We start from the raw sequence: 14,081 nt of genomic DNA, 5'->3' as shown, positions 1-14,081 counted from the left end.
GGGAGGACGGCTCAGATCGTCTTGGCCGACATTTGCGAAGCGATGTATTCGGCCTGGCGGATAGCCAGCGACACGATCGTCAGCGTCGGATTTTCAGCCGCACCGGTCGTGAACTGGCTGCCGTCCGACACGAACAGGTTCTTGATGTCGTGCGCCTGGCCGTGCTTGTTGACGACGCCGTCTTCCGCCTTTTCGCTCATCCGGTTGGTGCCGAGATTGTGGGTTGAGGGATAGGGCGGCGTCGGGAAGGAGCGCGTCGCGCCGACCGCATCGTAAAGCGCTGTGGCCTGCTTGTAGGCATGGTTGCGCATCGCCGTGTCGTTGGGATGATCATCGAAATGCACGTCGGCGATCGGCATGCCGTGCGCGTCCTTCTCGTCCTTGTGCAGCGTGACGCGGTTTTCCGCGCGCGGCATGTCCTCGCCGACGATCCACAGGCCAGCCATGTGATCATAGTGGTCGAGCGCGGTGGTGAAGGAACGGCCCCAGCCGCCGGGATTGAGGAAGGCGGCCATGAAGGGCAAGCCGAGCGACAGCGTCTCGAATTCATAGCCGCCGACAAAGCCGCGTGAGGGATCGTGCCGCGCCTCGTCGCGGATAATGCCGGCCATGGTGGTGCCGCGATACATTCGCACCGGTTGGTCGAAAATGGCGTAGACCGAACCGGTGGTGTGGCGCATGTAGTTCTTGCCGACCTGCCCCGACGAATTGGCAAGCCCTTGCGGAAACTTCGCTGACTCGGAGTTCAGCAGCAGGCGCGGGCTTTCGATCGAGTTGCCGGCGACGGCAACGATGCGGGCCTTCTGCTCCTGCAGCTTGCCGTCCTTGTCGGCATAGACGACGCCGGTCACTTTTCCGCTAGCGTCATGGTTGATCTTGATCGCCATGGCGTTTGGCCGGACCTCGAGATGGCCGGTCGCCTCACCCTTGGGAATTTCGGTGTAGAGCGTCGACCATTTGGCGCCCCATTTGCAGCCCTGGAAGCAGAAGCCGGTCTGTTGGCAGGAGTTGCGGTCGTCCCGCTCGACCGAATTGATTGCCATGTTGCCGGTATGACATTCCTTATAGCCGAGCTTGTCGGCGCCGGCCTTGAGCACCTTGAAGTTGTTGTTGCCGGGCAGCCGCGGCCAGCCATTGGTGCCGGTGACGCCCATCTTGGCTTCCGCCTTGGCGTAGTAAGGCTCCATCTCGGCCAATGTGACCGGCCAGTCCAGCAGGTTGGCGCCTTCCAGCTTGCCGTAGGTCGAGAGCGTCTTGAACTCATGCTCCTGGAAGCGCAGCGAGGCGCCGGCCCAGTGCGTGGTCGAGCCGCCGACCGATTTGACGATCCAGGCCGGCAAATTGGGGAAATCCTTCGACACCCGCCAGTCGCCTGAGGTTGTGCGCTTGTCCGTCCAGGCGAGTTGGCTGAAGGAACCCCACTCGTCATTGATGAAATCCTCGTATTCGTGGCGCGCGCCGGCCTCGAGGATGACGACATCGACGCCTTTCTGGGCGAGTTCGTTGCCGAGCGTGCCGCCGCCGGCGCCGGAGCCGATGATCACGACCACGCCGTCGTTGTTGAGATCAAATGAAGCTGCCATGGTTTCCTCCCATGAATTCCTGTTTGCCGGGTTTCAGAACGACGGAAGGGCTCAGAGCCACTCTATGTCGTCGAAACCGCGCGCGATGTAGCCGCCCTTGGAGTAGGATTCGCCCTCGTAGCCGAAGATCGGCCACACCTCCTGCTGGTTGTAGAGGCTGACGACGACGCCGCCGCGGATGGACTGGAAGAACGGCGTCGCCTCGATCTGCTGCAGCACGGCAACGCGCTGCTCCTCCCAGCCGAGGCCGCGATAGCCGCCCTCGCCCGACTTCTTGTCGAGGTCGGCGATGCCGTCTTCGATCATCGCCTTGTAGGCAGCGTCCTTGCCGGCCTGCTCATCATGCCCTTTTACGGCGATGGCGTAGTATTTGTCGGGCACCTGATCGTGCGGATAGATGTCGCGCGCCATCTGGATCAGCGTCGCCATGGTTTCGGGCTTGAGCGCCGATGTCTCGAGCCCCCAGGCATTTTCAGGGCTGATGACGGCGCTGCCGGAAATGACGAGCAACGCGCCGATGCCGCCGCGTTTGAGAAGTTCACGACGTGAGAGCCTCGCGTCATAGATCGTGACCATTTGTTCCTCCCTGCTTGCTGTTTGCGCCCTTGAACAGCGCCGTTGCTGGCGCCGCGCGGCTGAATGCGGCTGATAATCCCCTACTGGAAGCGCCCTCCACGCTGCAGAACCTCGATCTTGTAGCCGTCGGGGTCCTCGATGAAGAAAAAGCGGGCGATCAGCGATCCGTCGCGGTTGAATTCGACAATCTTCTTGGGGTGGAGGCCGAGCGCGCCGATCCGGTCGTGTTCGCTGTCGAGATCGGACACCGAGACCGCCAGATGGCCGTAACCGTCGCCTAGCCCATAAGGCTCGGTGCGGCCCTTGTTCACGGTGAGTTCGAGCTCGAACCCCGTTTCGGCGTTGGCAAGGTAAATCAGCGTGAATGTCTCGAAATCCAGCCTGTCGGCGACATCGAGCCCGAAAGCGTTTCTGTAGAAATCGACGGATCTGGCCTCTTGGAGAACCCGGATCATGGAATGGATTGCCTTCGCCAAATCAGTCTCCGCCGCTGCATGTTGGAGGCGATTATGGGCGGCACGCGCGAAAGGTGGTGGCAGCCGGTTACCACGGCTAAATTTGCAATCGCTGCTATGCCTGCGCCTAAAGACGAAAGTCCGATTGCCGATTCGGCCCACAAGGCCGAACATGCAGGGACAACCACAACTTGAAGGCGCGACACGCTGCGCCCAAAACCAACAATATCGGGAGGTAAGGATGTGCAGGGTTTTTGCCGGGCAGGATCCGGAAGGCTATCGACAGATCAACCGGTCGATCCGCATCGATGGTCATTCTACGAGTATCCAGCTTGAAGGAACGTTCTGGGCGCTGCTTGACGAAATTGCCGACAGCCAGGGCCTGACGACGCCGAAGTTCATCTCAAAACTCTATGACGAGGCGATCGAGATCAACGGCGCCATTCCCAACTTCGCGTCGATGCTGCGTACCACCTGCGCGCTCTATCTGCGCGGTCACCGGCCAGACATGGATGAGCTGACGCCGAAGCGCGAAGCGGCCTGAGGAAGCTAGCCTTCCGCCGCAACGTCGAGCCCGAGCCGCGCCATATCGGTGAACAGCGCCTGACGTTCGGAATAGGCAGTCTGTTCGCCGGTCACGATGTTGTCGACGACGGTCAGCAGCGACAGCGCGCGGGCGCCGAAATGCGCCGCGATTCGGTAGAGTGCGCTGGTTTCCATATCGACAGCGAGAGCGCCAAGCGCCTGCGCTTCGGCAAAGCGGTCGCGCCCTTCAGGGTGGTAGAAGACATCGCTGCAGATGGTCAGCCCGGCCTGGTGGTCGATGCCGAGCTGGGCGGCGCAGGCCAAAGCGTGGGCGAACAGGCCGGGATCGGGCCCGGCGGCAGCATCGTAGAGGCCGAAGACCTGGCCGCTTTGGTCGCTTTCGGCGCGCACCGACTGCGAGATCACCAAGGAGCGCAGCGGCACGCGGGGTGTCAGGCCGCCGCAGGTGCCTGTGCGGATCAGCGTTTTTACGCCGTGAACGTCCAGGAGTTCATGCGCATAGACCAGGAAGGACGGGACACCGATGCCGGTGGCCTGGATGCTGATGACACGGCCGCGATAGAGACCAGTGAAGCCGAGTGCGCCCCGGCGGCGGTTGACGCAGCGCGGCGCCTCAAGAAATGTCTTTGCCATCCACTCGGCGCGTTGCGGATCGCCCGGCAACAGCACCGTTGCGGCATAGTCGCCCCTGGCAGCCTCGTTGTGCGGCGTCACGACATGCTCCCCAAAACCCGCCGCCCGTTTCGCCTGCAATCATGGCAGTGTCACGTCATTGCGCAAGCTTTGAATTAGGGCGCCCTAGGACTCCAATACATCCTTGACCACGGTGGCCAGTTGCTTGAGGGAGAACGGCTTCGGCAGGAAGCCGAATTGCGCGTCCGGCGGCAGGTTTCTGGCGAAAGCGTCTTCGGCATAGCCGGACACGAAGACGAACTTGATGTCGGGCTGGCGCTTGCGCAGTTCGCCGAGCAGCGTCGGTCCGTCCATTTCCGGCATCACCACGTCGGACACGACGATATCGACCTTGCCGCCGAGCGCTTCGAAGACTTCCAGCGCCTCGACGCCCGAGGAGGCCTCATGGACGGTATAGCCGCGCGAGGTCAGCGCCCGCGAGCCGCCCATGCGCACGGCGTCTTCATCCTCGACGAGGAGCACAGTGGCCGAGCCCGACAGGTCCTTGGCGCTGTCGGCGGCTTTCACCGGCGCAGCCGGCGCCTCGCTGACGTCGCCGGGCTTTTTCGCCTCCACGATATGGCGCGGCAGGAAGATGCGGAAGGTCGAACCCTTGCCGACTTCGGAATCGCAGAAGATGAAACCGCCGGTCTGCTTGATGATGCCATAGACCATCGACAGGCCAAGGCCGGTGCCTTTGCCGACTTCCTTGGTGGTGAAGAACGGCTCAAAAATCTTCTTCAGCACGTCCGGGGCAATGCCCGAGCCGCTATCCTCGACCTCGACCACGACATAGTCGGCAGGCGTGAGCTCGCGGTAGGAGAAGCTCTTGCATTGTTCGGCGGTGACGTTGCGGGTGCGCAGGGTGAGGTCGCCGCCGGCCGGCATGGCGTCGCGCGCGTTGACGGCCAGGTTGACCACCACCTGCTCGAACTGGCCGATATCGACCTTGACCGGCCACAAATCGCGGCCGTGGTCGACCTTCAGCTTGATCTCGTTGCCAACCAGGCGGGCAAGCAGCATCCGGAGATCGGCAAGCACGTCGGTCAGGTTCAGCACTTCCGGCCGCAATGTCTGCTTACGCGAGAAGGCGAGCAACTGCCGCACCAGCGAGGCCGCCCGGTTGGCATTCTGCTTGATGTTCATGATGTCGGGGAAGGACGGGTCCGACGGCCGGTGATTGGTCAGCAAAAGATCCGACGCCATGATGATGGCGGTCAGCACATTGTTGAAGTCGTGGGCGATGCCGCCGGCGAGCTGTCCGACCGCCTGCATCTTCTGGCTCTGCGCCATCTGGCCCTCGAGCGCCTTCTGCTCGGTGGTCTCGACGGCATAGACGATGGCCGATTCCTCGGCGCCCTCGCCGGTGCCGTCGGCGACGGCGTTGACGTAGAAGCGGATGTGACGCTCCTCATTGCCGGGCAGCAGCGTGTCGATCGGCTCGATGTCGGCCTGCCTCAGCCGCGCCTTTTCGAACGCGGCGGCAAAGGCCGGCCGGTCGCGCTCGTGGATCACGGTGTCCAGCCGCACGCGGCGGTCGACCGCGTCGCCGTCGACGACGGAGGAAAACAGCGACAGGAACGGCGCATTGGTGCGCAGGATGCGGCCGCCATTGTCGACGGCGGCAATGGCCATCGGCGTCGAATTGAAGAAGCGAGTGAAGCGTACCTCCGAAGCCCGAAGATCGGCCGATGCGTCCTCGCCCTGGGTGCGGTTGAGCACGATGGTGCGGGTGGGACCGTTGGTCCCCTCGCGGCTGGCCGAGACCCGATGCATGAAGCGCACCGGCAGCGCCTCGCCGGTCGTCGTCGTAAGATCGAGATCGATGACGGCGTTGCGGGTGGTGCCGGGATCGGCCTTGACCGAGCGCACCAGCGCCATGCCGTCGCCGGCGACGATTTCCGGGAGTGTCACGGCGCCAGGGGTGAAGCTCGCCAGATCGATGCCCAGCCATTCGGCGAGCGTGGCGTTGATGTAGGTGACACGGCCTTCCTGGTCGGCCGAGAAGAAACCGGCCGGCGCATGGTCGAGATGGTCGATAGCCTTTTGCAGGTCGAGGAAGAAACGCTCCTGCTCGGCCCGTTCCTGCGAGATGTCGGCGAGTTGCCAGGCAAGCATCGGCAGGCGCTGACCGGGAACGCTGAAGGTACGGGCTCGCGCCCGGTACCAGCGCGCGCCGGGTTCGGCGCCCGGCCGGATCGACTGTGCCAGCCGGAACTCACCGTCGCCGGCCTGGCCATCGCGCAAGCCCGAGGCCAGCCGGTATATGGTCACCGAAGCTTCGGGGACATCGGAAAGCAGGCCTTCGACCGTCTTCAGATCGGCGGCCGACGCAGCCCCGGTCATCTCGGCATAGGCCCGGTTGGCGTAGACCACGCGGCCCTTCGTGTCGGTGACGATCAGGCCCTGCGACATGGAATCGACGAAGGCCTTCGACAGTTCATCCCCGGTCGAACGCGGCGCGATCTGCACGAAGCCGATGGCCGTGGCGAACAGGAAGCCGACGCCGATCATGGCAAGCACGCCCAGCATGCCGAGCAGGAACGGATCGCCAAGACGCTCGCGGAAAATGCCGAAAACGATCGCGGCCCCAGTCAGGACGATGATGAACACGATGAGCCGGGTAACCGCGCCTGGCCGCGTGTTCTGATCGACGATCGGTACCGGATAGAAATCGCCGCGCGTTTCCCTGGCCATATGCCCCCTGCTCGTGAGTTGTCCGACACCGCCCCCGGCCGGTTGAATCACATTCTCCTAATCCGGAAAAGGCCTTGGCGGCAAATGTCGGATAAAAATGACGCGTCGGTGTTTTCAAGCTGTTCACGAAGCGTGAAGGCAACTTGCGGTGGCTGGCCGCAACGGTCTAGTGTCCCTCCACTTCAAAGCCGATTGGGGGCACCGATGCAGTGGCTGGATAATGTGGCGGGTCCCGGATATGCCGCAGCGCTGCTGTGGACGTTTGCTGCCCTTGTCCTGCTGGTCATCGTGCTCATCATCATCAGGCTGATCCGCAACCTGACCTTCGGCACCTTCGTTGCCGGCGGCAGGAACCGCAAGACACGGCTGGCGGTCATGGACGCCACGGCAGTCGACAGCCACCGCCGGCTGGTGCTCATCCGTCGCGACGACATCGAACACCTGCTTTTGATCGGCGGCCCAACCGACGTTGTCGTCGAGCGCGATATCAGGCTTGCAGCGCCACGCCGTCCGGCATTGACCGGCGATGGCGGTGTTGGCCAGCAGCAACAGGCGCCGCGTCCGCGCGCAGCACAACCCGCTCCGGCCACGCCCGCAAGGCAGGCGCCGCCGCCGCAACCGGTAAGGGCTGCTCCGGCCGCCGTTCCGCCGCGCCAGGCCGCGCCGGCGCCGAAACCGGCTCAAATCTACCAGGCGAGCAATGTGACACCGCTGCCGGCCTATGGCTCCGCCGCCAATACTGCCCGGCAGGCCCCGCCACCGAAGCATGAGTCCATCGACGATACCCTGATGCGGGAGCTCGAGGTCTCGCTCGACGATTCGCACCCCAAACCGGCAAGCAAGCCGGCTGCGAAGGCACCGCAGTCTCTCGACGACGAGATGACCAAGCTGCTCGGCGAACTCGCCAGCCAGAAACGATAAAGCCCGGCGAACCGTCACATGTTGCCGATTCCCGATCGAACGCCGCTTAAGCGTGTCGTCCGTTTCAGCGCGACGCGCTTTAACTTGGGGGCGGACTAAACCCTTCGGCCAAAAACAGAAATGGCCGGGAAACCCGGCCATTTCTGATGAAACAGTCCTGCCTGACGGCAGCGGCTCAATCGTCGCGATAGACCTTCTCGCGGCGTTCGTGGCGCTCCTGCGCTTCGATCGACAAGGTCGCGATCGGACGCGCATCCAGCCGCTTCAGCGCGATCGGCTCGCCGGTTTCCTCGCAATAGCCGTATGTGCCTTCATCGATGCGCTGCAGCGCCGAATCGATCTTTGAAATGAGCTTGCGCTGGCGGTCGCGGGCCCGAAGCTCGATGGCGCGGTCGGTTTCCGAGGAAGCGCGATCGGCGAGATCGGGATGGTTGGCGTTTTCCTGCTGCAGGATTTCGAGGGTTTCGCGCGCTTCGCGCAGTATGTCGGTCTTCCAGGTGACGAGCTTCAGGCGAAAGTAGGATTTCTGCCGTTCGTTCATGAACGGCTCGTCTTCAGAGGGTACGTAATTGGCTGTAACGATATCGTTCATTCGACTCACCCAACAACCCCAAATTTGGCGCCTATATATTCGCGCAGAGAAGGCTGCACAAGCGTAATCCGCGCGCGTTTCACGCAATTGTTAATGCCGCGCGGGCGATCCTCAGCAAAGCCTTCCATAGCAAGGGCGCGGGCGAATTCGCACATGATTCGCTGCGCTTGGGCGTCGCCGCCCATTGTGCCTCAGGCCTTTCTCGTGGCTAATCCAGTTGTGTCATTGGTGGGCAGCACACCATTGGGGGTCCGGTGAGCAGACTGTATCTGTTGAGGCATGCGAAGGCTGGCTGGGCCCTTCCCGGCGTGCGCGACTTCGATCGCCCGCTCGACGCATCCGGCATTGCCGATGCCGAAATGATGGGGACTGCGATGCGTGCCCGCAACTACATCCCCGATATCACGCTCTGCTCCAACGCCAAGCGGGCGCGCCAGACGCTGGAAGGCATCGCCGGCCACACCGATACCGGCCGGGTGCTGTTCTTCGACACGCTCTACAGCGAGGATGCCGCCGGCTACCTCGCCATCATCCGCAGCAATGGCGGCCCCGGCTCGCTGCTGGTCATCGGCCACAATCCGATGACGGAAGACCTTGCCATGGCGGTCTCGGGCGACGGCGACGAGGCTGCTCGGGCCATCATGAACCATGGTTTCCCGACATCCGGCCTTGCGGTCGTGCGCTTCAGCGGCAACCTTGCGGAAGCCTCGCAAGGCGCCGGCTACCTCGAAGCCTTCCTGACGCCCGTCGATCTCTGAGCCGAGCCGGCCGAGGCCGGGCGCCATTTCAAACTTGAACCGCAAAGCCTATATCGGCGCAAGAGCACGCCTGAGAGAACAGATTTTGGCATCATCGCTGACCACTTTCACCGACGAAGCGAGAATTGCCCTGGATACGCTGTCGGGGCGTGCGAGCGGGCTTTTTTCGCCGTCGCTTCGGCTGGGCGTCACCGGCCTGTCCCGGGCCGGCAAGACGGTGTTCATCTCGGCTCTCGTCCACAATCTCATCCATGGCGGGCGCCTGCCGCTCTTCGAGGCGCAGAAGTCGGGCCGGATCGCGCGCGCCTTCCTCGAGGAACAGCCGGACGATGCCGTGCCGCGTTTTCAGTACGAGGACCATATCTCCGCCCTGGTCAACGACCGCACCTGGCCGGACTCGACGCGCGCCATTTCGGAACTCAGGCTCACCATCGAATATGAGTCTGCCTCCGGTTGGAACCGGATGTTTTCCAGCGGCCGATTGTCGGTCGACATCGTCGACTACCCCGGCGAATGGCTGCTCGACCTGCCGCTGCTCGGCAAATCCTTCGCCGATTTTTCGCGCGAGGCGTTCGAGATGGCGATGCTGCCGGTGCGGGCCGACGTGTCGCAGGACTGGCGGACGCTGTCGGCGACCATCGACCCCAATGCCGATGCCTACGAGATGACGGCGCGGCGCCTCGCCGAGAGTTTTGCCGCCTACCTCAAGGCCTGCAAGCTCGACGAGCGGGCGCTTTCGACCTTGCCGCCCGGCCGTTTCCTGATGCCTGGCGACCTCGAGGGATCGCCGGCGCTGACCTTCGCGCCCTTGCTGCTCAAGGGTGAGAAACGGCCGCGCTCCGGCTCGCTGCAAGCGATGATGGAGCGCCGCTACGAGGCCTACAAGACGCATGTGGTGAAACCGTTCTTCCGCGAACACGTCACCCGCCTCGACCGCCAGATCGTGGTGATCGACGCCATGCAGGCGTTGAACGCCGGCCCCGGCGCGATGGCCGACCTGGAACGCGCGGTGACCGAAATCCTCTCCTGTTTCCGTCCTGGCCGAGGCAATTTCCTCACCGACCTGTTTTCACGCCGCATCGACCGCATCCTGGTTGCCGCGACCAAGGCCGACCATCTGCATCACGAAAGCCATGACCGCCTGCAGGCAATCGTGCGGCGGCTTGCCGACCGCGCCGTGGCGCGGGCGAATTTCACCGGCGCCGATGTCGACGTGGTCGCCATGGCGGCGGTGCGCGCGACGCGCGAAGGCACGGTCAAGCAAGGCCGCGAAACCCTGCCGGTGATCATCGGCACGCCGCTGAAGGGCGAGAAGATCAACGGCGAAACCTTTGATGGTAAAGCCGAAACCGCCATATTTCCCGGGGACTTGCCGGAGAAAATTGACGCGGTTTTCGACGTTTCCGAAGCCGACCACCGGCAGAGCAGCGACGATCCGGCGATCCGTTTCGTGCGCTTTCGCCCGCCAAAGCTCGAACGCACCGCTGAAGGCGTCACGCTGTCGCTGCCGCATATCAGGCTCGACCGCGCCTTGCAGTTCCTGATCGGAGACCATCTGGCATGACCGCGCCCCGCAGACCGGCAGCTTTCCGCATCGAGCCGGAGGCCGAACCGAAGCAGGAAGCGCGCCGCCCCCATGCCGAGCCGTCGGCACGCAAGTCGCGCGCCGTCGTCGTGCCGGCCGAGATCGATGTCTTCGACGAACCCGACATTGTCGCCGCCGAACCGCCGCCGGCGACCGCGCCGCGCAGGCGCTCGCTGTTTGCCAGCCTGTTTTTCGGCGCGGCCGGCGTGCTGGTTTCGCTCGCCGTCGGCCTGTGGACCGACCAGCTCATCCGCGACCTGTTCGAGCGCGCAGAGTGGCTGGGGTGGCTGGCAGCGGGAATGGCCGCAATTGCCGTGTTGGCCCTCGCGGTCGTGCTGGTGCGCGAATTCCTGGCTATCGCCCGGCTGGCCGAGGTCGAAAAACTGCAAAAGCGGGCGCTCGATGCCGTGGCCCGCGACGATCCGAAGGCTGCAAGGGCCGTCGTCGAAGAGCTTTCGGCCTTTGTCGCTGCGAAACCCGAAACCGCGGCCGGCAGGCGCTCCCTGGCCGAATTGCGCGGCGAGATCATCGATGGCGGCAATCTGGTGCGACTGGCCGAGACCGAAATTCTCGGGCCGCTCGATGCGAGAGCCAAGGTGATGATCCTCGAAGCAGCCAAACGCGTGTCGCTGGTCACCGCCGTCAGCCCCCGCGCACTCGTAGACGTTGCCTATGTCGTGTTCGAGGCCGGGCGCCTGATCCGCCGCTTGTCCGAACTCTACGGCGGCAGGCCGGGCACGCTGGGCTTTTTCCGGCTGGCGCGCAGCGTTCTTGCCCATCTGGCGGTGACCGGCTCGATCGCCGTCGGCGACAGCTTTGTCCAGCAGATCGTCGGCCATGGCCTTGCCGCACGGCTTTCGGCGAAACTCGGCGAAGGCGTGGTCAACGGCATGATGACGGCGCGTATCGGCATTGCTGCCATGGAGACGGCGCGGCCCCTGCCCTTCATTGCCGGCAGGCGGCCGGGTATGGGCGATTTCCTGTCGGCGCTGACCTCGTTTGCGGCCAGAAAAGAGAATGAAGCACCCGCCTCGACCAAGTGAACGCCCTCTCGCGGTCACCAAGCATTAACCAATCTTGTTCATGGTCGTCCAACAACAGCCTCCTTGTTGCCGGGTGTCGTCTATGAAAAGCGTAATCTTGTCCTGCGTCCTGCCCCTGGTCGCGCTTGCAGCACCTCTGGGCCCGACCGGGAAAGCCTTTGCAGCGGAGCCCGACAAGCAGTTCTTCCGCACCGTTGAAGGCAAATGGGTCGGCCCGGGCGAAATCATCGCCGGCAAATACAAGGGCACGAAGTTCACCTGCAGCTTCGACGGCTCGACGCCGGACAACAAGACCGGCATGACGCTCGATGGCGACTGCCGCGTCGGTGTCTTCACCCAGAAAATGTCGGCGACCGTCGAGCGCAAGGGCCGCGACTACAAGGGCAATTTCATGGGCGGCGCCGCGGGGTCGGGCCTGGACATCATCGGCGGCAACGTGGTCGATGCCCGCAAAGTCGTCTTCACCATCAACCGCAACCAGCTGCGCGGCGTCATGCAGGCCCGCATTCCCGACGACAATTCGATGACGGTGACCATCGCCGTGCGCGTCGACCAGCAGCTGGTGCCGGTCATCGGCATGAGCCTCAAGCGCGTCGACGCCGTCGAAGTCGGCTCCATCGCCAAAAACTGACTCTCAAGCGGTTCCCCGAAAAAAGCGCGGAACGGGTTGCACTGCGCGTTAGCTGAGCTGTTCCGCTCAGCTCGATGTCGGGAAGGACACGCCACCTTGCGGCCAGGTTGGCGCTCCTCAAGCACGGGCCGCTCGGGCGGCACCTTTCTGCCGCGATCGGACATGTGGCGCGCAACCGACGATGTCAGCGTCCGACGGCCCAAGCCACAGCAAGGCCAACGTGTCAGGGTCCTGTGCGTGCCGGCCGTCCTTCGTGTCAGCGCGATGCGCTTTAAGAACACCAGCAAAAAAGGCGGCGGCTACTCGAGCCACCGCCTTTCTCAATTTCCGAACGAAGAATCAGCCCTTGATGGCGGCCGTCAGCTCGTCATAGGCCTTGCAGGCGTCGGCCGGCGTGGTGGCGCCCTGATATTTGGTCGTCACAGCCTGCACCTTGGCGGTCAGGTCGGCGGCCTTGGACGGATCCTTGGTGATCGCCTCCTGCAGCGCGGCGGTCATCTCCTGCGCCTTCTTGGCGGCAATCTCCTGCGTGCATTCAGGCGCCTTCGAACAGGCCGATGCGGCAAGCATGGCGACACCCACGCCGACGAGCAAAAACTTCTTCATGTCAGTCATTCTCCTCACGAAGGCAGAACTTGATCGTCGCTGCCTTCCAACGGCCGAAGCCTGGCGTCCCATAGCCGCCGATTGCGGCAAAACGCAACGTGTGCGGCGCATAAACTTGTGCAGCGCTGCTGCAACGGCGCGGACGGCCTGATTGAGGCCGCCCGTGTCAGACGAAGCAAGGTTTCAGCCACGAGGCTGCAGCAGCGCCAGTGCGGCCGTCGCCGCGGCAAGGACGGCGGTTAGGGTCAAAGGCCCCGTAGCGCCATAGGTGTCCACGACATAACCGCCGACAACCGCACCGACGGTGATGGCAACCTGGAAGGAAGTGACCATCAGGCTGCCTGCTGCTTCCAGCGCATCAGGCGCCGCGCGGGACATATTGGTCGGCAGCACAACCGGCGCCATGCCGAAGGCGAAGCCCCACAGCGTAACAAAGCCGAAGGCAACGCCGGTTTGCGCGCCCCAAAGCACCAAAGCGAGTGCCGCAAACGCCATCAACGCGGCGGTAACTGCGAGGGCCATGTGGATGTTGGTGTCGGCCAGGCGGCCACCGGCAATATTGCCGATCACAGCGGCGATGCCGAACCCGAGCAGCGCCAGGGCAATCGGCCCGGTTGTGAGGAGCGTCACCTGTTCGAGGAACGGGCGCACATAGACCGAGCCGGCAAAATGCCCGGTCATCAGCAGAACAATGGCAAGCATGCCGAGTTGGATGCCACGCCGCCGTGTCAGCCGAAAGACGTCTGCAAGGCTGTTGCTTGCCGCCGCAGGCAAGGTCGGCAGGCTGAGAAGCTGCAGCAGCATGGCAAGCGCGGCCAGCCCCGCCGTCATGGCCATCGCGCTGCGCCATCCCAGCCAGTCGCTGATCAACGCACCCATCGACGGCGCGGCAATGGTCGCGAGCGAGACGCCGAGGGTCACGATCGCCATGCCGCGACCTGTCGCATTGGCGCCGACCAGCCGCGCCACGACGGCAACGGAAAGTGCCCAGAAAGCGCTGAGAGCAATCCCCAGTCCGGCCCGGCCCAGCAACAACAGCCAGAAATTGGGCGCCAGCGCCGCAAGAATATTGGAACCGACCGCCAGGGCCATGAGGCCAACCAGCACCGCCTTGCGGTTCAATCGACCGATGAGAACATTGCTCAACATGGCCGTCACGGCGCCAACGGAAGCGGTGGCGGTGACGACCTGTCCGGCCGTTCCCTCGCTGATGCCGAGATCGCGCGCCATCGGCGTCAACAGACCTGCCGGCAAGAATTCGGCAGACACCAGGGCAAAGCTGGTGGCCGCCAATGAAAGGACCGCGAACCAGGTGGCCACGCTCCACGCGGCTGGTGCATCGGCATCAAGGCCAATGGCGGCGTCTTCAAGCTGTAATGTTGTGTCAGTCACGGGAAGATCTCCACAGTTTGGAGA

The 14,081-nt window shown here is 63.7% G+C and carries 15 protein-coding genes; 6 read left to right on the top strand and 9 right to left on the bottom strand.

Annotated elements, in window-relative coordinates; translation table 11 throughout:
• Window positions 1–11: 11 nt before the first annotated feature.
• The 3 genes from NKI32_RS09290 to NKI32_RS09280 form a co-directional block, all read right to left on the bottom strand.
• Window positions 12–1,583 carry a GMC family oxidoreductase gene (locus NKI32_RS09290; protein WP_023684618.1) on the bottom strand — a complete coding sequence of 524 codons (1,572 nt, stop codon included), beginning with the start codon at window positions 1,581–1,583 and terminating at the stop codon, window positions 12–14.
• Window positions 1,584–1,634: 51 nt separating this feature from the next.
• On the bottom strand, window positions 1,635–2,159 hold the full coding sequence (locus NKI32_RS09285) for a twin-arginine translocation pathway signal (RefSeq protein WP_023832053.1): 525 nt from the start codon (window positions 2,157–2,159) through the stop codon (window positions 1,635–1,637).
• 80 nt (window positions 2,160–2,239) lie between these two features.
• Window positions 2,240–2,635, bottom strand: a complete 396-nt coding sequence (locus NKI32_RS09280) for a VOC family protein (protein ID WP_023693374.1) — start codon at window positions 2,633–2,635, stop codon at window positions 2,240–2,242.
• A gap of 220 nt (window positions 2,636–2,855) precedes the next feature.
• Here NKI32_RS09280 and NKI32_RS09275 point away from each other — a divergent pair, with 220 nt between their 5' ends.
• Window positions 2,856–3,158, top strand: coding sequence for a ribbon-helix-helix domain-containing protein (locus tag NKI32_RS09275; protein ID WP_023670924.1), 303 nt, complete (start codon window positions 2,856–2,858; stop codon window positions 3,156–3,158).
• Window positions 3,159–3,163: 5 nt separating this feature from the next.
• On the opposite strand, the gene NKI32_RS09270 is transcribed toward NKI32_RS09275, so the two are convergent.
• Complete coding sequence (locus tag NKI32_RS09270; RefSeq protein WP_353002532.1) at window positions 3,164–3,874, bottom strand: purine-nucleoside phosphorylase; 711 nt, start codon at window positions 3,872–3,874, stop codon at window positions 3,164–3,166.
• Window positions 3,875–3,958: 84 nt separating this feature from the next.
• The gene (gene cckA / locus NKI32_RS09265; protein ID WP_353002531.1) at window positions 3,959–6,529 is read right to left on the bottom strand and encodes a cell cycle histidine kinase CckA; all 2,571 of its coding nucleotides are present in this window, start codon (window positions 6,527–6,529) and stop codon (window positions 3,959–3,961) included.
• Window positions 6,530–6,733: 204 nt separating this feature from the next.
• Between cckA and NKI32_RS09260 the strand changes: the two genes are divergently transcribed.
• Complete coding sequence (locus NKI32_RS09260; RefSeq protein ID WP_023706175.1) at window positions 6,734–7,450, top strand: flagellar biosynthetic protein FliO; 717 nt, start codon at window positions 6,734–6,736, stop codon at window positions 7,448–7,450.
• Between the two features lie 175 nt (window positions 7,451–7,625).
• Here the strand turns inward: NKI32_RS09260 and dksA are convergent, their stop codons facing one another.
• Both dksA and NKI32_RS09250 read right to left on the bottom strand, forming a co-directional pair.
• Window positions 7,626–8,042: an RNA polymerase-binding protein DksA gene (gene dksA, locus NKI32_RS09255; protein WP_023673491.1), complete on the bottom strand. Its 417-nt coding sequence runs from the start codon at window positions 8,040–8,042 to the stop codon at window positions 7,626–7,628.
• Between the two features lie 5 nt (window positions 8,043–8,047).
• The gene (locus NKI32_RS09250; RefSeq protein ID WP_023696495.1) at window positions 8,048–8,227 is read right to left on the bottom strand and encodes a hypothetical protein; all 180 of its coding nucleotides are present in this window, start codon (window positions 8,225–8,227) and stop codon (window positions 8,048–8,050) included.
• A gap of 69 nt (window positions 8,228–8,296) precedes the next feature.
• On the opposite strand from NKI32_RS09250, the gene NKI32_RS09245 reads away from it, so the two are divergent.
• From NKI32_RS09245 to NKI32_RS09230, 4 genes are all read left to right on the top strand, one after another.
• Complete coding sequence (locus NKI32_RS09245) at window positions 8,297–8,800, top strand: SixA phosphatase family protein (RefSeq protein ID WP_023688651.1); 504 nt, start codon at window positions 8,297–8,299, stop codon at window positions 8,798–8,800.
• An 85-nt stretch (window positions 8,801–8,885) separates the two neighbouring features.
• Window positions 8,886–10,364 (top strand): YcjX family GTP-binding protein, encoded by a 1,479-nt coding sequence (locus NKI32_RS09240; RefSeq protein WP_352841242.1) that lies wholly within the window; start codon window positions 8,886–8,888, stop codon window positions 10,362–10,364.
• Window positions 10,361–11,428 (top strand): YcjF family protein, encoded by a 1,068-nt coding sequence (locus NKI32_RS09235; RefSeq protein WP_352885916.1) that lies wholly within the window; start codon window positions 10,361–10,363, stop codon window positions 11,426–11,428. Before NKI32_RS09240 ends, NKI32_RS09235 begins: the two co-directional genes overlap by 4 nt.
• A gap of 82 nt (window positions 11,429–11,510) precedes the next feature.
• On the top strand, window positions 11,511–12,059 hold the full coding sequence (locus tag NKI32_RS09230; protein WP_023673495.1) for a hypothetical protein: 549 nt from the start codon (window positions 11,511–11,513) through the stop codon (window positions 12,057–12,059).
• Window positions 12,060–12,398: 339 nt separating this feature from the next.
• On the opposite strand, the gene NKI32_RS09225 is transcribed toward NKI32_RS09230, so the two are convergent.
• Complete coding sequence (locus NKI32_RS09225; RefSeq protein ID WP_023688654.1) at window positions 12,399–12,665, bottom strand: hypothetical protein; 267 nt, start codon at window positions 12,663–12,665, stop codon at window positions 12,399–12,401.
• A gap of 183 nt (window positions 12,666–12,848) precedes the next feature.
• Entirely contained in the window at window positions 12,849–14,057 is a 1,209-nt protein-coding gene (locus NKI32_RS09220) for an MFS transporter (RefSeq protein WP_353002530.1), read from the bottom strand.
• Window positions 14,058–14,081: the final 24 nt, after the last annotated feature.

The sequence above is a fragment of the Mesorhizobium sp. M0761 genome (genome assembly GCF_040320205.1).
In the GTDB taxonomy this organism is placed as follows: domain Bacteria; phylum Pseudomonadota; class Alphaproteobacteria; order Rhizobiales; family Rhizobiaceae; genus Mesorhizobium.
The sequence above is the reverse complement of the archived record's forward strand: the minus strand, read 5'-3'. Positions and strand labels throughout refer to the sequence as shown.

Excerpts from the sequence above, each read along its gene's own strand:
- NKI32_RS09290 (WP_023684618.1), bottom strand. The coding sequence starts at position 1,583 with ATGGCAGCTTCATTTGATCTCAACAACGACGGCGTGGTCGTGATCATC.
- NKI32_RS09285 (WP_023832053.1), bottom strand. The coding sequence starts at position 2,159 with ATGGTCACGATCTATGACGCGAGGCTCTCACGTCGTGAACTTCTCAAA.
- NKI32_RS09275 (WP_023670924.1), top strand. The coding sequence starts at position 2,856 with ATGTGCAGGGTTTTTGCCGGGCAGGATCCGGAAGGCTATCGACAGATC.
- cckA (WP_353002531.1), bottom strand. The coding sequence starts at position 6,529 with ATGGCCAGGGAAACGCGCGGCGATTTCTATCCGGTACCGATCGTCGAT.
- NKI32_RS09260 (WP_023706175.1), top strand. The coding sequence starts at position 6,734 with ATGCAGTGGCTGGATAATGTGGCGGGTCCCGGATATGCCGCAGCGCTG.
- dksA (WP_023673491.1), bottom strand. The coding sequence starts at position 8,042 with ATGAACGATATCGTTACAGCCAATTACGTACCCTCTGAAGACGAGCCG.
- NKI32_RS09250 (WP_023696495.1), bottom strand. The coding sequence starts at position 8,227 with ATGGGCGGCGACGCCCAAGCGCAGCGAATCATGTGCGAATTCGCCCGC.
- NKI32_RS09235 (WP_352885916.1), top strand. The coding sequence starts at position 10,361 with ATGACCGCGCCCCGCAGACCGGCAGCTTTCCGCATCGAGCCGGAGGCC.
- NKI32_RS09230 (WP_023673495.1), top strand. The coding sequence starts at position 11,511 with ATGAAAAGCGTAATCTTGTCCTGCGTCCTGCCCCTGGTCGCGCTTGCA.
- NKI32_RS09225 (WP_023688654.1), bottom strand. The coding sequence starts at position 12,665 with ATGAAGAAGTTTTTGCTCGTCGGCGTGGGTGTCGCCATGCTTGCCGCA.